The sequence below is a fragment of the Streptomyces sp. NPDC031670 genome (assembly GCF_055580545.1).
The window spans coordinates 270,751-292,205 of the sequence record NZ_JBVILC010000009.1 but is presented as its reverse complement, the minus strand read 5'-3'; the positions used below and the strand labels follow the sequence as shown (position 1 = coordinate 292,205).

The window sequence follows — 21,455 nt, the reverse complement described above, 5'->3', positions numbered from 1 at the left end:
GGGCTCAGTCCTCCGGGTCCGGCAGGAAGTGCTGGAGGTGGGCCTTGAGGAAGTCCGCGACGGGACGCGGCTCGTGCCCGGTGACCCGGCGCACGTCATCGGTCACCGGCTCGCCCGCGCCCTCGCGGAACTGCCCGAAGAGCGCGTCCAGTTCGGCCTCCCACGGCCGGTGCTCCCGGGCCAGCCAGGCCGCGAGCTCCGCCCCGGCGAGCTCCCGCGCCGAGACCGGCGCCGACAGCAGCCCGGCCAGTACCTCCGCGAGCTGGGCGAAGGTGGGCGCGGCCGGGCCGGTGAGGGCGTAGGTGCGGCCCTCGTGCCCCGGCTCGGTCAGTACCCGGGCCGCCGCCTCCGCCACGTCGTGCTCGTCGACGACGCTGACCCCGCGCCCGCCCGCCGGGTCCACCAGCACCCCGCGCCGCCGTACCTCGGGCGCGTAGTGCCGGATCAGCTCCTGCATCGGGTAGTTGGGGGACAGGATCGTGTACGGCAGGTCCCGCTTGGCCAGATACCGCTCGGTGATCCAGTGGTGGCGGGCCCCGGGCGCGGGGCTGTCCTCCCGTACCGCCGCCTGCCACGGCGACATCTTCACCAGCCGCGCGCCGACGTCGGCGGCCACGTCCACCGCGGCGCTCTGGCACTCGACATCGCAGGCGGCCGAGAGGAACAGGCTCGCGCAGCCCTCGGCCGCCGCCCTGACCCGGGCCGGGTCCGAGAGGTCCCCGGCCGCCACCCGCACGCCCGCCCCGGCCTGGACCCGCTCGGGGTCCCGGGCCAGGACGGTCACCTCCACCTCACGCTCCCGCAGCGCACGGACCACCAGTTGCCCGAGTCCGCCCGCCGCGCCGATCACGAACACTGTCACGGCCCCTGGGCCCCTTCCGTACGTACGCGCTCGGTCGACATCGGTCAGTGCTTGTGCTCGTGCTGGTGGCCGTGGCGGTGCTGGTGGCTCTGCGGGTGGTGCCCGTGGTCGCCGTGGCCCTCGGGCAGCACCCCGCCGTGCGCGGCCAGATGGCAGGCCGGGCAGACCATGCGGCCCCGGTGGTCGTGCAGCGTCTCCACACTGGTGGGCTCACCGCAGTCGACGCACAGGTCGGTACGGGCCAGATGCTTGACGCCCGGCGCCGGGGCCTCGGCCTTCTCCACCGCGAGGATCTCCTCGTCCGGCACGCTCAGCAGCCGCGCGATCCGCTCGCCCTGGAGCCGGGCGAAGGCGGCCTCGTCCTCCGGGGTCGCGGTGCCGTCGTCGATCCGGCCCGCCAGCGCCCAGATCTCCTCGGTACGGAAGACGACGCTGCCCGCCTTCGCCCGTATCCGGACCCCCTGCGAGCCGTCCCGCTCCCAGAGCGTGAAGACGTTGCGGCCGGTGTCCTGGTGGACCAGGTTGCGCTTGCCGTACGTACAGCCCGTGAGCACCTGGAGCGCGTCGACCGCACACGCGTCGGTCTCGGAGACCAGGACCAGGGGCGTGCCCGGCTCCTTCAGGTCGAGGGCGGCGAGCGCGGCCTCCGCGACACGGACGCCGAAGGCGGCGCCGGGGCACTCGTGGCCGTGGAAGCGGATGACGTCGTTGTATGCCTGGGTGCGATCCATGACGACCTCTTTACGGATGTACGGATGGGATACGGACGAGCGGTACGGCGCGCGGGAGCCGGGCCGGTTCAGGCCCCGGCCGCGCGCATGCCGGGCAGCGGCGGGACGATGCGGACGGTCGCCTCGCGGTCGTTGTCGCCCTCGAAGAACGCCCGCAGGAGGGGGCGGTGCAGATCGACGACGGACAGGATGAACGTCCACTGGCCCGACTCGGCGGCCAGCACCCGGTCCAGACGCGTGCAGGTGTCCCGCAGCGGGTCGTGCGGCCAGGGCACCCGATGGGTGTGGTAGTTGCCGAACAGCACCCAGCCGGCGTCGTCACAGGCGTCGTCGATGGCCATCAGCTCGCGCGGATCGGCGATCCAGCCGCGCTGCTCCATCGGGGTCTCGGACGGGATGGCGTGCTCCTCGACCACCTCGTCCATCCGGGCCCGGTGCCCGCTGTCGTGGCGCATGTTGACGATGAGCGGGAAGACCGAGCCGACCTGGATGCCGCCCGGCACCGGGCGGCCCGCGAGCATCCCGAACGCCTTGCGCTCCTCGGTCTCGCCCGCCAGGTAGTGGCCGGTGAACTTCCGTACGGCGTGGGCCACCAGGCTGGAGTAGAGGGGACGCGGAAAGACGATCTCGCGGGCCCGGGATATCTCCCCGGTGTCCGACTCGGCGGGCGCGAGCGCGGCGCTCACCGCGCGTCGCCGCCCTCGGTGTGCCGCGCGGGCCGGGCCAGGGCCTCGCGGGCCCCCGCCACCGCCCGGTCGGTCAGGGCCACCGACTGGCCCAGATAGGTCGCCGGGTCGAAGATCTCGTCCAGGGCGGCGGCGTCCAGCGGCGCGCCCGCCAGCCCGTCGCGGCCGGTCACCTCGCGCATGGAGGTGCCGTTCTCCCGCGCCGCCTGGACGAGTTCGTACACGTACTCGTGGGCGGTCTGCTTCCCGATGTGCTTGCCGAGGGCGAGCATCAGCTTCTCGGTGGCGATCTGCTCGGCGACCGCCGCGACGTTGGTCCGCAGCCGCTCGGGGCGCACCGCGAGGCCGCCCACGAGGTGGGTGACGATCTCGCACGCGGACAGGGCGTAGTGCGAGGCGTCGGGCACGCAGGCCCATTCGATGCGCAGCGACCGCGAGTCGCGCTCGTGGTCGCCGCCCATGCAGGCCAGCGCGTTGGCCATCTGGGCGGCCGTGAGCCGGGCCATCACGACGGCCTGCTCGCACGCCTCCGGGTTGCGCTTGTGCGGCATGGTGCTGCTGCCGACCTGGCCGTGCCGCCAGCCGATCTCCAGCTCGCCGAACTCCGGCCGGGACAGGACGCGCACCTCGTCCCCGATCCGGCCCATCGTCCCCGCCACCATCGCCAGCGTGGACACGAACTCCACCACCCGGTCCCGCGACACGTGCCAGCCGACGGCCGGCGCCGTGAGACCCAGACGGGCGGCGAACGCCTCCAGGAGCGGCAGCGCCTGCTCGCCGAAGCCGGCCATGGTGCCGACGCCGCCGAAGAGCTGGGCGGCCAGCACCCGGGGCCGCAGCTGCTCGACGCGCTCCAGATGCCGGACGATCTCGTCCAGCCAGCTGGCGATCTTGATCCCGAATCCCATCGGCAGGGCGGGCTGGGCGTGGGTGCGGCCCAGGGCCACGGTCGCGCCGTTGGCCTCGGCCAGCTCGGCGAGCCGCTCGGCCAGCCCCCGCAGCAGCCTCTCCATCTCGTCCAGGACGTCCCGCATCTCCAGGACCTGTGCGGTGTCCTGGATGTCCTGGGTGGTGGCGCCGTAGTGCACGTACTCACCGGCGCCGCCCTCGCAGGAGGCCTGGAAGACGCGCAGGAAACCGACGAGGGAGTGGCTGGTGCGGCGGATCTCGGCCTGGATCGCGGGCAGGTCGAGCCGGTCCACGTCGGCGGCCTCCGCGATCATGCGGGCAGCCGCCGCCGGGATGATGCCCAGCTCGCCCTGGCTCAGGGCGAGCGCCGCCTCGACGTCGAGCCATCGTTGGTAACGACATCGGTCACAGAAGATGCGGTGGCTGGCCTGGGTGCTGTACCGGTGCCCGTAGAAGCGCGAGTCGGTGATGTGGCCGCGTAAGTGGGCGCAACCGGTGGCCTCCGGGGCGGGGGCCGGGCGGGTGGCCGGGGTCTCGGGCGAGGGTGCGGTGGTCATGACGGTCGCCTCTCGGACTTCTGCGGGGTACGGACGGAACGCCCGCGGCTGCCCCGGGGTGCGGGGCGGACCGGGCGGTAGGGACTTGCGCCGTACGGCTTCTCGCCGGGCGAGACGATCGCCGACGCGGCGATGCCGGCCGCCACCTGGCGGGGACTCACCCGCCGGTCGCGCGCTCCGCAGAGGATGTCCCCGACGAGCTCGCGCATCATCGCGCCGATGGTGTCGAGCACCTCGGGCGCCGTCGGTGTGGCGGCGGGTCCGAAGAGCGCCTCCATCGACGCCGAGCCGCCGATCCCGCCGATGAAGTCGGGGACGACCACTACACCGCGGTCCAGGAGCAGCCGCTCGGCGGTGGCGCTCAGCCCGCAGTTGGCGCCCACCGCGACGATCGGCACCGGCAGCACCGCCGCGCGCTCGGCCGTGACCGCGTCCTCGCCGCCCGCGAGGACCAGCACGTCGGCGGGCAGCTCGAACAGGGCCTCGCGGGGCAGCCGCATCGGCTCGGCCAGCAGGCTCTGGACCGGACGGCGCTGGTCGAGGGTGAGCATCCGCGCGATGTCCAGGCCGCGCGGGTCGACCGCGCAGCCGTACTCGTCGGCGACGACCGTGATGCGTACGCCCGCCTCCAGCAGGGCGAGCGCGGCGGCCCGCCCGAGGTTGCCGAAGCCCTGGAGGGCGACGCTGACCCGGCTGTCGCGGCGGCCGGTGTGGGCGGTCGCGGCGAGCGCGGAGTGGGCGAGGGCCTGGCCCGCCCGGCGCTGGCCGAGGGTGAGCAGGCCGACCCGGGCGTCGAGCAGGCCCATCCGGGCGCGGAACTCGCTGTCGGTGATCCGCTGCGCCCGCCGGACGGCGATCTTGGCGGAGCCGATGCCGAGCGCGCCGGCCATCCGGTCGAGCTCCTCGAACCGGGTGCCCATGTCGCACCCCATGCTGAAGCGGGTGGTGAGCTCGTCGGCCAGGAAGGCGACGAAGCGGCGCAGCACCTCCGCGCGGTGCGGGCCGTGCGGGTCGTAGGCGATACCGCACTTGGCACCGTCCACGTTGACCCCGAGCACGCGCTGCTTGAGCGTCATGCGCCCCGCGAGGGTCTGGAGGGTTTCGGCGGTGAGCCCCGCCTGCATACGGCACCCGCCCGCCGCGAGGCGGCAGTCCGTGGCGTCGTACGCCAGGTAGCCGGGGCAGTGCTCGACCGGATCCACATACTCGATGACGCTGACCATGGTTCCCCCGTAGGTCATGAAGATCGCGCGGCTCAGGGCGCGCGAATTGAGCAAGATAGATTGTCTGCTACAGTGACAATCAGGTGCTCTGTCAGATCGGGAGCATGGCCGACCGGTGACTGGGGAGTCAAGGGGCCCGTTGCGCGGCCCTCATGATGGACCGTCACCACTGGAGGGTGAACCGAAAAAGTGGTGGCGAAGAGGGAACCGAACAGTGGGACACAGCCGTTGTTCCCTGGGTTGCAGGGCTGGCACGGCTTCCTTCTCCGCAAGGCCGGTCAGCGTTTCACCGAGCAGGCCGAGCAGGCCCTGGGGCATCTGGACATCACGCTGCGTCAGTTCGGCGTGCTGAACGTGGTGGACTCCGAGCCCGGGATCAACCAGCGGATGGTCGGGCAGACCCTGCGCATCGACCGCACGACGATCGTCGGGCTCGTCGACGACCTGGAGCGCAAGGACCTCCTGGAGCGCCGGCGCGGCGCCGACCGCAGGACCTTCGCGCTCTATCTGACCGACCGCGGCACCGTGTGCTTGCGGGATGCCGGGGATCTGATGGTCAAGGTCCACGAATCGTTTCTGCAGCCCCTGTCGACGGCGGAGCGCGATGTGCTGCGTGAGCTACTGCAACGGCTCGCGGTCGCGGACGACTCGGCGGCCCTGTAGCGGCTGCGGCGCCGCGGATCTTCGTGACTCCCGTGCGTCCAGCTTGACTTGACTGCTCATCAGACCATTGCGGTGCGTCACTCTTGCGCATCTTGTGCAATTACGCCAGTCTGGCAATGGTCTCCTCGTCATGCCGTCCGCCCTACGGACCGCACGTCCGGCGCCCACGCACGGCGCCCGGAGCGGACCCGCCCCCTGAGGGGTCCGGCGCGGTCGCCCACATCAAGGGGTTCGGGCCGACGGCCGGACGGCACCGGCAGACGGAAGTACCAGAGCATCTCAGTTCCCCGGGGGAGGCAGCGGTACGCCCGCGGCCCCGCCGCCCCCTACGCACGCCCCTCGCCGATGGCCGGGACGCACGTCACTACATGCGCCGAATCGATTCGCCGCGGGCCCGGGCAGCCGCCTCCGGATGATGCGCGAAACCCGGCCGCAGCTGGGCCGTGTCGTAGGTGCGGTGGAAGACCTCGGTGGTCGCGCCGGACATCGGCGGCACGATCCAGGACCAGTCGGCGGGCACCGGCCGCCCCTTGTGCTCCTCGCGCTCCAGATGGCGTACGAAGCGCCGGGACTCGGTGTGGTGGTCGGCCATGGTCACCCCGGCCCGGTCGAAGGAGTGCAGCACGGCCCGGTTGAGCTCGACCAGGGCGCGGTCCTTCCACAGCGAGCGGTCGTCGGCGGTGTCCAGACCGAGCCGTTCGGCCACCCGCGGCAGCAGGTCGTAGCGGTCGGTGTCGGCGAGGTTGCGGGCGCCGATCTCCGTCCCCATGTACCAGCCGTTGAACGGCGCCGCCGGATAGTGGATGCCGCCGATCTCCAGACACATCCCCGAGATCGCGGGTACGGCGTGCCAGCGCAGCCCCCACGCGCGGCCCCAGTCGTCCTCGGGGTGGTCGAGGGGCACTTCGAGGACCGCGTCGGCGGGCAGTTCGAAGGTACGGGGCTTGTCGTCGACGCCCTCGACGACCAGCGGCAGTACGTCGAAGGCGGTGCGCGGGCCGCCCGGCCAGCCGAGCCGCAGGGCCAGCTCCGTGAGCCCGGCGTTGCGCGGGTCGCCCAGGACGCGGCCGTCGGCGGCGCGGTAGCCCGCGTACCGGATGAGCTGCTCGTTCCAGATGCGCGGCGCCGGACGGCCCGGTGCCTCCGGGGCGAACACCGTGATCAGGGGCCGGATGCGACCGCCGTTGGTGGCCAGGCGCAGATGTTCGGCGCAGGCCTCGGCGATGGGCTCGGCGTCGGTGAGGTGGCGCAAATCGCGCACCCGCAGCGAACGCCAGTAGAGGCGGCCTATGCAGCGGTTGCTGTTGCGCCAGGCCACCCGGGCGCCGAACTCCAGCTCCTCGATGGTGTGCCGGTAGGTCGCGGTGGCCCGGATCTCGTCGCGTATCTCCGCGAGCCGGCGCTCCGGCCCGCCGGGCGCGGGCTCCTCCGCGTGATGCAGCCGGACGAACTCGGCGGCCTCCTCCCATAGCGTCGCCCCGGCCGGGCTCGGGCCGCCGCTCGCGGGGCGCCTCGGCCTGGCGAGGAATTTCCGTATCACGCGCACCTCCGGGCCCAACGACGGTCGGTGGGCCGATGATGCCCGCGATCCGGCGACGGCGGATGGCCGTTGCGGAGCAGTGATGGGCAATGGCGTGTTCGGATCGTGCGATGACCGTTTTCGATCGGGTGAAGGGTCAAGTGCGGGGGGCCGGGAGCACCCCCGTGACTCCCGGCCCCCGCCGCCCCCCGTCCCCGCCCCCCTGAGCCCATGATGGCAAGGCCCCCATGTGCTCGGCGTCAAACGGCCGTTGGGTCCGGGGTAAACCTGTGCGGTACATCGGCGATGGGCGCGGTGGCCCCCGCCGCGGCCCGCCGCGCCCCCGGCGTGTGCCCGAACGCCCGGCGGTACACGTCGATGAACGCGCTGGTCGAGGACCAGCCGCAGCGGCGGGCCACCGAGGTCACCGTGGCGTCCCCGGCGAGCAGCACCAGCGCGTGGTGGAGCCGCAGTTGGGTGCGCCACTGCGGAAAGGTCATGCCCGCCTCGGCGCGGAACAGCCGGGCCAGGGTGCGGGCGCTCGCCCCCACCGCCGCGCCGAGCTCGCCCAGCGTCCGGGGGTCGGCCGGGTCCTCGTCCAGGATCGCGCAGAGCGCCGCGAGCCGGGGATCGCGGGGCGCGGGCAGGTGCAGCGGCTGCTCCGGCGCGTGCCGCAACCGGTCCAGGACGACCGCCAGCATCCGGTCGGCCTCCGGCGTCCCCTTCGGTTCCGGCGAGCTGTACGCGATGATCAGCTCGCGCAGCAGCGGCCCCACCGCCAGGACCGCGGGCCGGGCGAGCCCCAGCGGATCGCGGTCGACCGGAACGCCGACGGTGTGCAGAGCGGTCTCGCCGTACGCCCGGTGTTCGTGCGAGGTCCCGGCCGGCACCCAGATCGCCCGGGTGGCCGGGGCCACCCAGGTGCCCGCGTCCGTCCTCACCGACAGGACGCCCCGGCCCGCGTAGACGACCTGGTGCACCTCGTGGCGGTGCGCCCGCACCCCGGTGCCCGGTGCGAGGTGCCGGGTCGTGGTGGGGATGTGCGGCGGCCCATGGCGGAATATCGGCACAGCTCGGCACTTTATCGGAAGCCCGCCGACCGGCCGCGCCCGCAGGATCGGGGGGTGACGACGACAGCGCGCCCCACCAGTCCTACTGGCCCCGCCAAACCCACCAAGCCCACCAAACCCACCAGAAAGCCGTCCGCCGTTGCCGTGCTGGCCCTCGGTCACGCCACGGTCGACTTCTCCCAGGGGGCGGTGCCCGCACTCGTTCCCTTCCTGGTCGCCGGGCGGGGCTACGGCTATACCGCCGTCTCCGGCATCGTGCTCGCCGCGACCCTGCTCTCCTCCGTCGTGCAGCCCCTGTTCGGGGCGCTCACCGACCGCCGGACGATGCCGTGGCTGATCCCGCTCAGCAGCCTCTGCGCGGGCGTGGGCCTGGCGCTGTCCGGCCTCGGCCACTCCTACGCGCTCACCTGGCTCGCCGTCGCCCTCGCCGGGACCGGCGTCGCCGCCTACCACCCGGAGTCCGCGCGGCTGGCCCGCGCCGCCGGTCGCGGCAGCCATGTCGCCATGGGGTGGTACTCGCTGGGCGGCACCCTCGGCTTCGCCCTCGCGCCCGTCGTGGTCGGGCCGGTGCTCACCGCCGGGGGACTCGGGGCGACGCCTTGGCTGGTGGTGCCCGCGGTGGCCGGGGTGGTGTGCACGGCGCCGGCGGTGCGGGTGCTCGCGCACAGGGCGGCGCCCGGGCGCGCGGGCGCCGCCCGCCCCGCCGCGCCGGACGACTGGCCGGCGTTCCTGCGGCTCTCGGCGATCGTGGTGTGCCGCTCGGTGGTCTTCGTCGGCCTGAGCGCCTTCATCGGCCTCTACGCCCAGGAGCGCGTCGGGGGCGGCCCCGCGACCGGGTCGGCCGCGCTGTTCACTCTGTTCGCGGGCGGCGCCGCCGGGACCGTCGCCGGGGGACGGCTCGCGGCGCGCCGGGGCCGGGTCCGTACCGTGCGGACCGCGTACGCCGCCTCGGTCCCGGCGGTCGCGGGTGTGGTCCTGGTGCCCGGCCCCGCGCTCTTCGTGTTCGTCGCGCTGGCGGCGGCCGTGCTCTATGTGCCGTTCTCCCTCCAGGTCACCCTCGGGCAGGACTTCCTGCCGAGCCGGGTCGGCACGGCGAGCGGGGTCACGCTGGGCCTCGCGGTGAGCGTCGGGGGAGCGGTCGCGCCGGGGATCGGCGCCCTGGGGGAGACGGCCGGGCTCGGGGTGGCCCTCGCCCCGCTGATCGCGCTGTGCGCCCTCGCCCGGTGGCTGGCGCGCACGCTGCCCGAGCCGGAGGGGATGCCGGGGTACGCGGCGGGCACCGGGAGCGCGCACGGGACCCCGTCCGGTGGGTAGCGGTCCGGACCGGTGTGCGGGCGGACGGGCCGTCGCCCCGCCTCCGCACACCAGAACGGCCGGGCCGCCCGGCCCGCCCGTGGTGCGGGCGAGCTGCTGGGCACGGCCCGGCCGCTCTGTCACAGCCGGCTCGACGGGCGTACCGGCCCCCGCGATCCGTCGCGCGACCTCATGAGCCGTCTCCCGCGCCCGCGTTCCGGTGGCCGGACCGGCCACCGGCGGGACGTACGGGGGAGACGGACTCGTCGACGGACACCTCGGCGCACCCGGCGCAGCAGTGCTGTGGCGGAGAGGGCAGGGTTCGAACCTGCGCGGGCCGCTCGCGCCCGGTCCGGCGCGTGCCCGCAACCCCCGTTGGACCCCTTCGGGTACCTCTCCCGTCCTCGTACGGATGGATCCTCGCCGGGGTCGCTGAGACCGCGCTGAGACGGTGCTGAGACGCGTGTCTCACCGCCCGGCGTACGGCACCGGCCGCGGGGCGACGGGACGGCGGGCGGCGGAGTGGCCCGATCCGGTCCGGCGCGACCGGCCCCGCTCCAGGCACTGTTGACGGGCGGCGCCCCGGTCACTACGACGGGGCGGCGGGGGCGAGTGAAAGGCTGGGCCGTGCGATGGAGGACGACGATCCGCGCTGTCTGCGCCAGGGCGAGGCCCGGACGCTGCTCGGCGGGTTCCCGTGGCGGCGCGCGGTGGTGCTCAGCGCGCAGGAGGGCCGGCTCGCCCGGGCCGCCGCGGTCCCCGGATACCGGCCGCGGGTCTGGCCCGACCGGGTGGCCCGGGCGCTGCGCGAGGCCCGCCCCGGCCTCGCCTGTCTGCTCGTACAGGGCCGGCGTGAGCTCGTCCTCGCCGAGGTGCGCTCGCGCCAGCTGGGCCAGGCGCTCGCCTTCCGGGCCGACCTCGCCCTGATCGCCTGCGGTGGCCCCGATGTGCGGGCGCGCCGGTTCGACGCGGACGCGGTGGAGAGCGAACTCGGCCGGATCGTCGCCTCGTTGAAGGAGACGGGCTGCCGCCACACCGTGGTGGTCAGCCCGTTCGACTGGTCCGCCTCCGGCCAGGTGGCCCCGGCCCACCGCGACCGGGTGCGCAACCGCCAGCGTCTCCTGGTGGAACGGCTGACGGCCGTGACGCTCCGTCATGGAGCCCTGCACATCGACCTCATGCGGCAGCGGGACGCCGATCCCCGGACGCTGTGGGGTCCGCAGCCGGGCCGGCTGAACAGCCTGGGGCACGCGGTGGCCGCGGCGGCGGTGGTGCGGACCCTGGCGTCCCGTCCGACGCCCTAGGGCGCGACACGCCCCGGCCGCCCGCGCCGTCCCGGACCGCCCGCTGAGAGGACGTCGAGACCCGACTGAGACGCGCGCGTCAGGGAATTGGGGCCCACGGCTGCGACGATGCTCATGACAGGGGGGAATGTCATGAGTATCGATACCTGTGCCGTGGACGGCGGCGACACGCTTTTGGGAGCCTTACGTGCCTACGGCGACAATCCCGGCGCGTTTCTCGCGATGCGCGGGGGAGGGGAGTACTTCACCGTGGCGGGCCGGCACGGAGTGATCCCCTATCGGGATACCGGCGGCCATCTGCACCAGAGCGCCGGAGTGATCGCACCCCACGACGGCCGGGAACCACTGCTGCGCGCTTTCACCGAATTCGCCGCGCAACACCGCCGGAGAATCGTGGCCTCGCGGCTCCGGCGCCCCGAGGCCGCGCTCTTCGCGCGCTGCGGCTTCACGGTGAACCAGGCAGGGTCGTCCTACGCGCTCTACCTTCCCGAATTCCGCCTCGGCGGCCCGCGCCCGGCCGAGCTGCGCCTCGCCGTCACCCGGGCGTGGCTGGCGGGGGTCGAGGCGGCCGAAGTGGCGTGCGAGGACATTGCGGCCGGGCCGGTCGGGGCGGGCGACGGACGGCGGGCGTTCGCCGGGCGGATCGGGGGCGAGGCCGTCGCGTCCGTCGCCTATCTGCCGGTCTTCGGCTCCCGGCCGGGCTGGCTGCGCCACACCGCGCACCGGGCGCCGGACGCGCCGAAGGGCGCCCTGGAGGCGGTCGGCCTGGCGGCCGTACGGGCCTTCACCGCCGAGGGGGCGCAGTGGCTGCACCTCGGCTTCACCGCGTTCGCCGGGCTCTGCGCGCAGTACGAGCTGGGGACCGCGAGCACCGTGGCGGCGCGGCTGCTGCGGCTGGCCGCCGGGCGCGGGGCGTGGCGCGACGCGGCGGCCCGGCGCCTCGCCCAGCAGCGGATCTGGGATCCGCATCTGGTGGAGCCCGGCTATCTGGCCTGGCAGGGCCGGGCGGCCGGCGGGGCGCTGGGGCACCTGCTGAAGCCCGCCCCTTCGCCGTGAGGCCCGCTCCGCGCCGTGAGGCCTGCCCCTCGCCCTGACGGCCGCCGCGGACTCAGAGGGCGGCCGGCTCCCTGCGCAGGATGTCCTGGAAGCGGGCGCGCAGCGCGTCGCCCGGCTCCAGTCCGAGGCTGTGCGAGAGCCGCTGGCGGGTGCGGTGGTAGGCGTCGAGCGCCTCGGCCTGGCGCCCCGAGCGGTAGAGCGCGGTGATGAGCTGCTCGCAGAACCGTTCGCGCAGCGGGTACTGGGCGTGCAGTTGCTGGAGTTCGGTGATCGCCTCGCGGTGCCCGCCGAGGTCGAGCTCGGCGTCGAAGAGGTGCTCGTACGCCATCAGCCGCACCTCGGTGAGCCGGGTGTAGGCGAGCCGGCTGATCATGCCCTGGCCGGTGTCGAGGAGCGCGGGCCCGCGCCACAGGGCCAGGGCCTCGGTGAGGAGCTTGACCACTCGTTCGGGAGAGGCCCGCCGTGCGGCGGTCGCCTGCCGCACCAGGGCGGTGAACAGCGAGGCGTCGACGTCCCGTTCCGGCAGCGACAGCGCGTAGCCGAACCCTGATGTCTGGATGAGCCCGCGCGGCCCGTCGCGCCCGGTGCGGGACTCGATGATGCGGCGCAGGCGGGCGACATGGCCCTGGAGAGAGTTCTCGGCGTTGCGGGGGAGTTCCTCTCCCCACAACTCGTCGATGAGATCGTGCCGTGAGACCGGCCGGCCCGGCGACAGGGCGAGGGCCGCCACGATCGCCCGTAACTTCTCGCCGGGAATACGGAACGTGAGATGACCGTCGGTTATTTCCAATGATCCGAGCAGACGAACTTTCACCGTGTGCTTCCCCCGTGCTTCGTGCTGGAATCCCATGACTGAGCTGACTCAGCTGACTCCGCCGACGCCTGAAGGGATCTTCCGGCAGCGCCGGTGGACCGTGGATCTCCGCTGCGAAAAGCGGTGACCTTACCCCGTAACGAACATGGACGAAGAGTATTTGTCGCTTCTGGCAGGGTCAACGCAATAGCGGGACGAGTGACCCGCTGTGAGGGGCTCACGCACAGGCGTGCGCACCGCCCGGCGCGCCTCATCCGACGAGCCGCAGCGCCGTGTCGGACCGCCCCACCCGCACCATCTGACCCCACGTCAACTCCAGGGCGTCCGACTCGATTCCGTCGCCGAAGACCACCAAGCGGTCCGACTCGACGGTGACCCGCAGGCGCTCCGCGCCCTCCAGCACCCCCTCCACCCGACTCGTCCCGGTCGTGGGAGAGGGCCATGCCTCCCGGACGAACCAGACGAGCCGGGGATCGGCGGGACCGGGCAGCGCGAGCCGGCTGCCGCGCTGCTGCCAGAGCGAGCGCAGCCAGCCCGTGGCCCCGGTCCCGGTGCCCACCAGCAGACCGGAGGAGGCCTGCGGTTCGGGCGCGGCGGCCGGGTCGTCGGGACCCAGGCGGTAACGGGCGGTCTGGTGGCCCGGCGGGCCCAGATAGATCTCGTTCAGCGCGAGCAGCCGCTGGGTGTCGTCCGCCACCGCCTCCACCATGGTGAGCTCGTCGGCGCGGCTCGTCGCCGCCGACGCCAGCAACTTCCCCGCGTCGGACGGGCGGTGGCGGACCAGGACGCCCGGGTTGCGGCCCGGGTCGGTGTCGATGCCGACCACAGGCTGGCCCGAGAGGTACTTGGCGGCGTTGGCGACCAGCCCGTCCTGCCCGACCACCACGACCACGTCCTCCGGAGCGAACAGGAACCGGGCCAGATCGGCGCGCTCCACCCGCGACCGGCGCCACCGCAGCGGCACCGCCGCCGCCACCTCGGTGAGCGCCCGGTGGACGCGGTGGTGGCGCTCGGCCACCTCGTCGAGGGAGCGCCCGCGCGAGGCGAGGAAGAAGGCGGCCTGCCCGTGGGTGCCGTGCCGGGCGAGCAACTCCTCGTACTCCGTGGTGCGGTGGACCAGTACCGCGCGCGGCGCGAGGCTCACCGCTCCTCACCGCCCGGGCGGCCCAGCTTGGCGAGCAGGCCGGTGAGCACGTCGGGGGAGAGGGTGAGGCTGTCGATCCGGGGCAGGTTCTCGGCCAGCCGGGTCGCGGTGAGCGCGTGGAGCGTCGCCGTGTCGGTGTCGGTGTGCGCCCGCAGCCAGGCGGCCTGCGCCTGGGCGCGCGCCTCACCGGTCGTGCGGGCGGCTTCGGCCTCGGCGCGGGCGAGCCGGACCGTACGGGCGGCCTCGGCCTCGGCGCGTACCCCGTCGGCGGCGGCCTCCTCCTCGGCCTCGCGGCGGGCGTTGGTGCCGCGCTGCTCGACCAACTGCTCCTCCCTGCGCGCGAGTTCGATCCTGCTGGCGAGCTCGTTCTCCGCGATCGCGCGCTCACGTTCGACGGCCACGGCCCGCCGCTCGTACGTCGCCCGGTCGGCCTCCTGCTGGATCTGCTCGCGGGCCGGGGTGCGCAGCGCCCGCTCCACCTCCGGCTCCGGGCGGATGGCGACGACGCGCACGGCCACCACCTCGATCCCGGTGGCGGGCAGCCGGGGCTCGGCCGCAAGACCGTCCGCGATCCGCCCGCGCACCGAGGCGACCCCGTCGACGAGGGCCGCCGCCAGCGGGGTGCGGGCGAGGACGTCGAGGGCGTGCTGCTGGGCGGTCTCGGTGAGCAGCGTGGACAGCTGCTCCAGCGGGGCGCCGCGCCAGACACCGCTGTCCGGGTCGACCGAGAAGTCGAGCCGGGCGGCGGCCACGGCCGGGTCGCTGATCCGGTAGGTGACGGTGGCCTGCACGGTGACGTCCTGGAAGTCCGAGGTGCGGGCGTGGAAGGCCATCGCCAACTCGCGGTCGTCGACCGGGACTTCGGAGAGCGCGGCGCTCAGCGGCCGGAACCAGAAGCTGAGTCCGGGCCCGTCGTGGACGAGCCGGCCGCGCTGGTGGTGGCGGATGTGGGAGGTGGGGGCGGAGCGCAGATGGCGCAGGCCCAGTCTGCGGTTGATGTCGGCCATGGCGGGAGACCTCCTCGTTTTCGTCACAGCGACGATATTGGGTCTCCTTTATATCGTCAAGGTGACGAAATAAGAACCCGGCGAGAATCCGGCGACCGGGCTTTACCCGTCCGGTATCCGCGAAGCCGTTGACATGTACCGGCCGCGTCATGAATCTTGATGCTCGAAACCGCACTGTTCCAAGCATGAACGCGCACGCACCGCACCCCTTGTTGTTCGACAGCGGCTTCGGCGGCAGCCCGCAGACACCCCGGACGCGGCTCCGAAGCGGCTCGGTACGAACGGAGAACACTCCTTGCGGAATCTTCGACACCGCCGAGGGAGAGTGGCCGCCGCCGTGCTCGCGGCGACCGCGCTCTCCCTCACCGCGCTCACGGTCCCGGCTGCCTCGGCGGCCGACGCCGCCCCGCCCTCGGGCACGCTCGACGGCGCCTCCCCGAGCGTCACCTGGCAGAGCCCGGTCTACCCCAAGGGCACGGTCGGCTCGCCCGACAAGTGCGGCACCCCCGCCGAGGATCCGGCGAACGCCGTCTGTGCCCGCTTCGACCTGACGGTGAACCCGCCGGCGGGCGAGTGGGACGACAACCCCGAGGGCGGGGTCCCCGTCTCCGTCCAGTGGGAGAAACCCACCGACGACTTCGACCTCTACGTCTACGACTCGGCGGGCCGGAAGGTCGCCGAGAGCGCCGGGACCGCCGACCCCGAGGCGACGGTCATCCCCAAGGCGTCCGGTACGTACCACGTGGTCGTCGTCCCCTACGACGTGCACGACAACTCCTTCACGGGCAAGGCCTATCTGCCCGAGGCCAGCGACGCCGGGAACCTCACCGGCTTCACCGGCGGACACGGTACGTACGAGATCGCGGCGGGCGCGCTCAAGGCCCGGGCCGAGTTCTTCGAGGACGACACCCTGCGGCTCCAGGCGTCACCCGACGGCGTCCTCGCCGACCCGCCCGGCAGCCGCATGATCCAGCACCAGCCCCGGCCGCGCCGGGCCACCAGCTCCTTCGACGCGGGGGCCTACTACGGCGTCCGCGCCCAGGACACCGTTCTGCGCGTCTACAAGAAGCCCCTGCGGTTCGCCCTCTACAAGGCCGACAACCGCACCCCGATCTGGCAGGAGGCCGACCCGCTGCGCTGGACCACCGGCGGGCTGCGCCAGAGCCTGGCGCGCGGCGCGGACGAGCAGTTCTTCGGCGGCGGCGAGCAGAACGGCAGCTTCTCCCACCGCGACCAGGTGATGAACGTCGGCAACAACACCAACTGGAACGAGGGCGGCTACAACAACTCCCAGCCGTTCTACATCTCCTCGGCCGGCTACGGCGTCTTCCGCAACACCTTCACCCCGGGCGTCTACGACTTCGGCCCCCACGTCCGCACCGGCCAGCAGGAACGGCGCCTGGACGCCTACTACTTCACCGGTGACGTGAAGTCCGTGATCGGCAAGTACACCTCCCTGGTGGGCAAGCCGTTCATGCCCCCGGTGTACGGGCTCGAACCCGGTGACTCCGACTGCTATCTGCACAACGCCAACCGGGGCGAGCGGCACACCCTGGACGCGCTCAAGGTGGCCGACGGCTATGTGGCGAACCGGATGCCGCTGGGGTGGATGCTCGTCAACGACGGCTACGGCTGCGGCTACGAGAACCTCGCCGAGACCGGGCAGGGCCTCAACGCCAGGAACGCCCAGCTGGGCCTGTGGACACAGGACGGCCTCGACAAGCTCGCCGAGCAGGTCAAGGCGGGCCAGCGGGTCGCCAAACTCGACGTCGCCTGGGTCGGCAACGGCTACGGCTTCGCCCTGAACGCCTGCGACCGGGCGAAGGCCGGTATCGAGGACAACAGCGACGCCCGCGGCTTCGTCTGGCTGCCGGTCTCCTGGGCGGGCGCCCAGCGCTGCGGCGTCCTGTGGAGCGGCGACCAGAAGCTGAGCTGGGACTACATCCGCTGGCAGATCCCCACCTATGCGGGCGCCACCCTCTCGGGAATCGCCTACAACACCGGTGACGTGGGCAGCATCTACGCCCACGACCCGAAGATGTACGCCCGCGACCTCCAGTGGAAGGCGTTCCTGCCCGCGATCATGACCATGGACGGCTGGTCCAGCGACCTCACCACGCACCAGCCGCACGACCAGCAGCCCTGGCTCGACGGCGAGCCGTACACCTCCATCAACCGCAAGTACCTCCAGCTCAAGGAGCGGCTCATCCCGTACATGTACGGGCTCTCCCAGGAGGCGACGAAGACCGGTGTCGGCGCGGTCCGGCCGCTCTCCCTGGAGTACCCGGACGACCCGGACACGCTCGGGGCGAACGCCGAGTACGAGTTCCTGGCGGGCCCGGACTTCCTGGTCGCCCCGGTCTACAGCGACACGGAGGTACGCGACGGGATCTATCTGCCGAAGGGAACGTGGACGGACTACTGGACGGGGAAGACCTATCAGGGCCCGACCACGGTCAACGGCTACAAGGCACCCCTCGACACCCTGCCGCTGTTCGTGAAGGGCGGCTCCATCGTGCCGATGTGGCCCAAGGGCACGCTGTCCTGGCAGACCCGGGACAAGAGCGAGCTGGACTACGACATCTACCCGCGGGCGGGGAAGTCCTCGTACACGCTGTACGAGGACGACGGCGTGACCCGGCGGTTCGCCCAGGGCGCGTCCGCCACCCAGAAGGTCCAGGTGCACTCGGCGGGCCGTGCCTCGGTCATCGAGGTCGGCCCCAGCGTGGGCACGTACACGGGCAAGCCCTCGGCGCGCGCGTACCGCTTTACGGTGCACACGAAGTCCGCGCCCGGCGCCGTCGCCCTGGGCGGTGAGCGGCTGCGCCGCCACGGCTCCGCGCAGGAGCTGTCGGCGGCCGGATCGGGGTGGTTCTACGACGCCCGGACCGGTGTGACGGAGGTGAAAACGGCCTCCGTCCCGACCGCGCACGGCTTCACGGTCACCCTCGTCTGACCCCATGGACAGCGGGGCCGCACCGGAGTTCCCGGTGCGGCCCCGCTGTCCGTCCCTGCTCTCAGACCGGTACGCGCGCCGGTTCCGGGGCGCGCGGGGCCGGGACCTGCGGGGGCTCGGCGCCGGTCAGCATCAGCACGCCGCGGGCGGCGACCGCCGCCGCCACCGCGGCCGTGAGCCAGCCGAGCGGGCCGCCGTGGAACCGCTCGCCCAGCAGCGCCACCCCGATCACGGCGGCAGCCGCCGGGTTGGCGAGGTTCACCACGGCGAGCGGCGCCGCGAGGCCGCCCCGGAACGCGGACTGCGAGAGCAGCAGCCCGCCCACCGCGAACGCCGCCACCAGCACGGCCAGCAGAGCCGTCTGCCACCAGGCGAGCGGGCCGCCCGGCAGCTCGCGGGCGAGCGAGGCGGTGACGGTCTGGGTGAGCGCGGAGCCCACACCGGAGGCGACACCGGAGGCGGTGGCGTGGCCGAGGCCGACACGGCCGTGGCCCTCCCCGGCCCGGGAGGCCGCCGCGATCAGGAGCGCGGTGGCCGCCGCGACGGCGAGCGCCTCCCGCAGACTCAGCGCGTCCCCGGGCGCGGCGGGCCCGGTCACCGCGATCAGTCCGGCCAGCCCGACCAGCGTCCAGGCGGCGCCCCGCCACTCGCGCCGGGTGACCCGGCGCCGCTGGTAGTACGCGCCGATGGGCAGCGCGGCGACGAGCGTGAGCGCGCCCAGCGGCTGGACGAGGGTGAGCGGGCCGTAGTGGAGCGCGGCGACGTGCATCAGCGCGCCCGCCGCGTTGAGTCCGACGGCCGACCACCACTGGGGGCGGGCGAGCAGCGCGGCCAGTCCGCCGCCCCCGTCGGTGGAGGCCAGCCGGGACTGGGCGACGGCGGCGAGGGCGTACCCGGCGGCCGAGGCGAGCGAGAGCAGGACGGCGAGGACCGCGGACCCGTTCATCGCAGCGCCTCCGCGAGCACGGGCTCGTCGGCGGGCTCAGGGGTGCCCGTGCGCCCGGAGGTCAGGGCAGATTCCGGGGCACGGGCGGTCTGGGGGGCCACGGCGGGCCGGGGCGCGGGGGTGCGGCGCACCTGTCCGGCGACGGTGCGTCCACCGCGGACCGGCGCCGGGCGCGGCACCAGGTACAGGGCGGCGCCGAGCAGCGCGGTCGCGACGAGCGCGTCCAGCCAGTAGTGGTTGGCGGTGCCGACGATCACCAGCAGCGTGAGCGCCGGGTGCAGCAGCCACAGCCACCGCCACCGGCCGCGGGTCGCGGCGATCAGTCCGATCGCCACCATCAGCGCCCAGCCGAAGTGCAGTGACGGCATCGCCGCGAACTGGTTGGCCATGGTGTCGGTGTCCGGCGTCGCCGCGTACACCGACGGCCCGTACACCTGCGCGGTGTCGACCAGCCCGGCCGACGCCAGCATCCGTGGCGGCGCCAGCGGCAGCAGGATGTGCAGGGCGAGCGCGGCCGTGGTCACCAGCGCCAGGACCCGGCGGGACCAGAGGTAGTGGGCGGGGCGGCGGAGGTACAGCCAGACCAGGAAGGCGACCGTCGCGGGGAAGTGGACGGTGGCGTAGAAGGTGTTGGCGACGTGGATCACGGTGTCGTCGTGGAGCAGCAGACGCTGCACCGCGCCCTCGCCGGGCAGATGGAGCGCGCGCTCCCAGTCCCAGACGCGGTCGGCGTTGTGGAAGGCGCGCGTCTCGTGTCCGTTGGCCAGCCGGCGGCCGAACTTGTACACGAGGAAGAGCGCGGTCACGAGCAGCAGCTCGCGTACCAGGGGCGGCCGGGGGGTACCGGTCGTCTCCGGTCCGGTGGGACGCCGGGTCCCTGGACGTATACCGGCAGTCATTCTCCGGCCCCTCTGAGACGAGAATTCGAGAAGAAATCGGACAAGCAAACGTAGGAAGGCTAGATCGGATTTCATCGAGACGCAAACGTCTCGATACGTTTGCGTCTCGGACGGGGCGGGGCTTACTCTCGTACCAGCAGGAGCCCTGCCCCACGCCCCGGAGGGACACGATGTCCACGCAGGCCGCGACGGCCGCCGCACGCCGCAGCAAGATCAGCCCCGAACGGGAGCTGGAGCTGTACGAGGCGGTGCTGGACCTGCTCCGCGAGGGCGGCTACGACGCCGTGACCATGGAGGGCGTCGCCGCGCGCACCAAGTGCGGCAAGGCCACGCTCTACCGTCAGTGGAAGTCCAAGCCGGTACTGGTCACGGCGGCGCTCGGCGCGAGCCGCTGCTCGTTCTTCACCGGGATCGACACGGGCACCCTCGCGGGCGACCTGCGCGAGGCGGCCCGCTCCGCGTCCCGCGGCAAGGGCCGCGACGCCGAGCTGATGGAGGCCGTGGGTCAGGCCTATGTGATGCACCCCGACCTGCGCGCGGCGCTGCGCGAGACCGTCCTGAACCCCGAGATCGCCGCGCTGGACGCGATGCTGCGGCGTGGGGTGGAGCGCGGCGAGGTGGCCGCCGACAACCGGGCGATCGACTTCGTGGCGCCCGCGTTCATGGGCGTCCTGCGGGTGGAGCGCCTCTTCGAGGACCGGTTCACGGGCGGGGAATCGCTGCTGGAGTTCCTGGAGGCGGTCCTGCTCCCGGCGCTGGGCCTGGACTGACGGCTCGTCACCTCGACTGTTCACGAGGGGGCTTGGGGGACTTCCCCGCGTCTTCGGGGGTGCGGGGGTGTGCGCGACGAGCCCCGCCGGGCGCCGACCGGCCGTGCGCGGCCCGCAGGCAGACGGCCGGCTCAGACGGCGAGGACCGTGACCCCCGCGTCGGTGAACCGCGCGACCGTCTCCCCGGAGACCCCCGCGTCGGTCACCAGCGTGCCGACCTGGTCCGTCGCGCAGATCCGCGCGAACGTCCGGCGCCCCAGCTTCGTCGAGTCCGCCGCGACCACCACCCGCTCGGCCCGCTCGCACAGCAGCCGGTTGATCCCCGCCTCGTCCTCGTCGTGCGCGGTCGCCCCGTGCGCCACGTCGAACGCGCCGACCCCGAGCACCGCGACGTCCATCGTGATCTGGTTCAGTACGCCCCCGGCCAGCGGCCCCGTGAGCTCGTACGACTGCGGCCGGGCCACCCCGCCGGTCACCACGATCTTGAACTGTGGCCGCACCGCCAGCTCGTTGGCGATGTTCAGCGCGTTGGTCACGATCGTCAACGCCGGTGACCCGGAGGCCAGTTCCGGCCGTACGGCGAGGGCCCGCGCCACCTCGGTGGTCGTCGTGCCCCCGGTGAGACCCACCGCCTCGCCGGGTGCGACCAGATCCGCCACGGCCTTCGCGATGCGCTGCTTCTCCGAGGCCCGCCGGGCCGTCTTGTAGCGCAGCGGCAGCTCGTACGAGACACCGTGGACGACCGCGCCCCCACGGGTGCGCACCAGCATCTGCTGCTCGGCGAGCTGGTCGAAGTCGCGGCGGATGGTCGCGGCCGACACACCGAGCACCGTCGCCGCCTCCTCGACGTCGAGGCGGCCCTGCTCCACGAGCAGTTCAAGGAGCGCCTGCCAGCGGGCGTCGCGCGACATCCGGATCCTCTTCTCTCCCGTGCTCTCCCACACCGACCTGTGACTTTAACCCACGCCCGAATGCTTGATTGTGCTCGAAAGCTAGCTATATTTTGCAGAAACATGCATCCGGAAGCATGCATCCGACGACGGATC

The 21,455-nt window shown here is 73.4% G+C and carries 19 protein-coding genes and 1 tRNA gene; 6 read left to right on the top strand and 14 right to left on the bottom strand.

Translation table 11 applies throughout. The annotated features are described in order from the left end of the window. Positions 1–4 precede the first annotated feature (4 nt). From ACZ5ID_RS19625 to ACZ5ID_RS19605, 5 genes are all read right to left on the bottom strand, one after another. Positions 5–862: an NAD(P)H-binding protein gene (locus ACZ5ID_RS19625; protein ID WP_468899370.1), complete on the bottom strand. Its 858-nt coding sequence runs from the start codon at positions 860–862 to the stop codon at positions 5–7. A 44-nt stretch (positions 863–906) separates the two neighbouring features. Next, on the bottom strand, positions 907–1,593 hold the full coding sequence (locus ACZ5ID_RS19620; protein ID WP_468899367.1) for an FmdE family protein: 687 nt from the start codon (positions 1,591–1,593) through the stop codon (positions 907–909). Positions 1,594–1,661: 68 nt separating this feature from the next. Further along, positions 1,662–2,279, bottom strand: a complete 618-nt coding sequence (locus ACZ5ID_RS19615; protein ID WP_468899365.1) for an MPN domain-containing protein — start codon at positions 2,277–2,279, stop codon at positions 1,662–1,664. After that, on the bottom strand, positions 2,276–3,745 hold the full coding sequence (locus tag ACZ5ID_RS19610) for a class-II fumarase/aspartase family protein (protein ID WP_468899363.1): 1,470 nt from the start codon (positions 3,743–3,745) through the stop codon (positions 2,276–2,278). The genes ACZ5ID_RS19615 and ACZ5ID_RS19610 overlap by 4 nt, the downstream gene beginning before the upstream one ends. Next, a complete protein-coding gene (locus tag ACZ5ID_RS19605; RefSeq protein WP_468899361.1) occupies positions 3,742–5,022 on the bottom strand; it encodes a Glu/Leu/Phe/Val dehydrogenase dimerization domain-containing protein in 1,281 nt (426 codons plus the stop codon). Before ACZ5ID_RS19605 ends, ACZ5ID_RS19610 begins: the two co-directional genes overlap by 4 nt. Positions 5,023–5,196: 174 nt before the next feature. On the opposite strand from ACZ5ID_RS19605, the gene ACZ5ID_RS19600 reads away from it, so the two are divergent. Next, positions 5,197–5,631 (top strand): MarR family winged helix-turn-helix transcriptional regulator, encoded by a 435-nt coding sequence (locus tag ACZ5ID_RS19600; RefSeq protein ID WP_406556714.1) that lies wholly within the window; start codon positions 5,197–5,199, stop codon positions 5,629–5,631. Between the two features lie 364 nt (positions 5,632–5,995). Here ACZ5ID_RS19600 and ACZ5ID_RS19595 read toward each other — a convergent pair whose 3' ends face one another. Further along, complete coding sequence (locus ACZ5ID_RS19595) at positions 5,996–7,168, bottom strand: nitric oxide synthase oxygenase (protein WP_468899461.1); 1,173 nt, start codon at positions 7,166–7,168, stop codon at positions 5,996–5,998. A 242-nt stretch (positions 7,169–7,410) separates the two neighbouring features. Next, the gene (locus tag ACZ5ID_RS19590; RefSeq protein ID WP_468899358.1) at positions 7,411–8,220 is read right to left on the bottom strand and encodes an AraC family transcriptional regulator; all 810 of its coding nucleotides are present in this window, start codon (positions 8,218–8,220) and stop codon (positions 7,411–7,413) included. A 54-nt stretch (positions 8,221–8,274) separates the two neighbouring features. Between ACZ5ID_RS19590 and ACZ5ID_RS19585 the strand changes: the two genes are divergently transcribed. Then, positions 8,275–9,534, top strand: coding sequence for an MFS transporter (locus ACZ5ID_RS19585; protein WP_468899356.1), 1,260 nt, complete (start codon positions 8,275–8,277; stop codon positions 9,532–9,534). 283 nt (positions 9,535–9,817) lie between these two features. Here ACZ5ID_RS19585 and ACZ5ID_RS19580 read toward each other — a convergent pair. Next, positions 9,818–9,912, bottom strand: a tRNA-Pro gene (locus ACZ5ID_RS19580). Between the two features lie 233 nt (positions 9,913–10,145). On the opposite strand from ACZ5ID_RS19580, the gene ACZ5ID_RS19575 reads away from it, so the two are divergent. Together ACZ5ID_RS19575 and ACZ5ID_RS19570 are read left to right on the top strand one after the other, a co-directional pair. Continuing rightward, positions 10,146–10,817, top strand: a complete 672-nt coding sequence (locus tag ACZ5ID_RS19575) for a GDSL-type esterase/lipase family protein (protein ID WP_468899354.1) — start codon at positions 10,146–10,148, stop codon at positions 10,815–10,817. 132 nt (positions 10,818–10,949) lie between these two features. Further along, positions 10,950–11,873: a phosphatidylglycerol lysyltransferase domain-containing protein gene (locus ACZ5ID_RS19570; protein WP_468899352.1), complete on the top strand. Its 924-nt coding sequence runs from the start codon at positions 10,950–10,952 to the stop codon at positions 11,871–11,873. A gap of 52 nt (positions 11,874–11,925) precedes the next feature. Here ACZ5ID_RS19570 and ACZ5ID_RS19565 read toward each other — a convergent pair whose 3' ends face one another. The 3 genes from ACZ5ID_RS19565 to ACZ5ID_RS19555 form a co-directional block, all read right to left on the bottom strand. Further along, a complete protein-coding gene (locus ACZ5ID_RS19565; protein ID WP_468899350.1) occupies positions 11,926–12,687 on the bottom strand; it encodes an AfsR/SARP family transcriptional regulator in 762 nt (253 codons plus the stop codon). A gap of 250 nt (positions 12,688–12,937) precedes the next feature. Beyond that, on the bottom strand, positions 12,938–13,831 hold the full coding sequence (locus ACZ5ID_RS19560; protein ID WP_468899347.1) for a hypothetical protein: 894 nt from the start codon (positions 13,829–13,831) through the stop codon (positions 12,938–12,940). Further along, a complete protein-coding gene (locus ACZ5ID_RS19555) occupies positions 13,828–14,838 on the bottom strand; it encodes an SPFH domain-containing protein (protein ID WP_468899345.1) in 1,011 nt (336 codons plus the stop codon). The genes ACZ5ID_RS19560 and ACZ5ID_RS19555 overlap by 4 nt, the downstream gene beginning before the upstream one ends. A 325-nt stretch (positions 14,839–15,163) precedes the next feature. Here ACZ5ID_RS19555 and ACZ5ID_RS19550 point away from each other — a divergent pair, with 325 nt between their 5' ends. Continuing rightward, a complete protein-coding gene (locus tag ACZ5ID_RS19550; RefSeq protein ID WP_468899342.1) occupies positions 15,164–17,794 on the top strand; it encodes a glycoside hydrolase family 31 protein in 2,631 nt (876 codons plus the stop codon). Positions 17,795–17,855: 61 nt separating this feature from the next. Here the strand turns inward: ACZ5ID_RS19550 and ACZ5ID_RS19545 are convergent, their stop codons facing one another. Both ACZ5ID_RS19545 and ACZ5ID_RS19540 read right to left on the bottom strand, forming a co-directional pair. Beyond that, positions 17,856–18,740, bottom strand: a complete 885-nt coding sequence (locus ACZ5ID_RS19545; protein ID WP_468899340.1) for a DMT family transporter — start codon at positions 18,738–18,740, stop codon at positions 17,856–17,858. Continuing rightward, entirely contained in the window at positions 18,737–19,639 is a 903-nt protein-coding gene (locus tag ACZ5ID_RS19540; RefSeq protein ID WP_468899337.1) for a phosphatase PAP2 family protein, read from the bottom strand. The genes ACZ5ID_RS19545 and ACZ5ID_RS19540 overlap by 4 nt, the downstream gene beginning before the upstream one ends. A gap of 170 nt (positions 19,640–19,809) precedes the next feature. Between ACZ5ID_RS19540 and ACZ5ID_RS19535 the strand changes: the two genes are divergently transcribed. Then, positions 19,810–20,409, top strand: a complete 600-nt coding sequence (locus ACZ5ID_RS19535; RefSeq protein ID WP_406556380.1) for a TetR/AcrR family transcriptional regulator — start codon at positions 19,810–19,812, stop codon at positions 20,407–20,409. A 131-nt stretch (positions 20,410–20,540) separates the two neighbouring features. On the opposite strand, the gene ACZ5ID_RS19530 is transcribed toward ACZ5ID_RS19535, so the two are convergent. Beyond that, complete coding sequence (locus ACZ5ID_RS19530) at positions 20,541–21,320, bottom strand: DeoR/GlpR family DNA-binding transcription regulator (RefSeq protein ID WP_468899333.1); 780 nt, start codon at positions 21,318–21,320, stop codon at positions 20,541–20,543. Positions 21,321–21,455 lie beyond the last annotated feature (135 nt).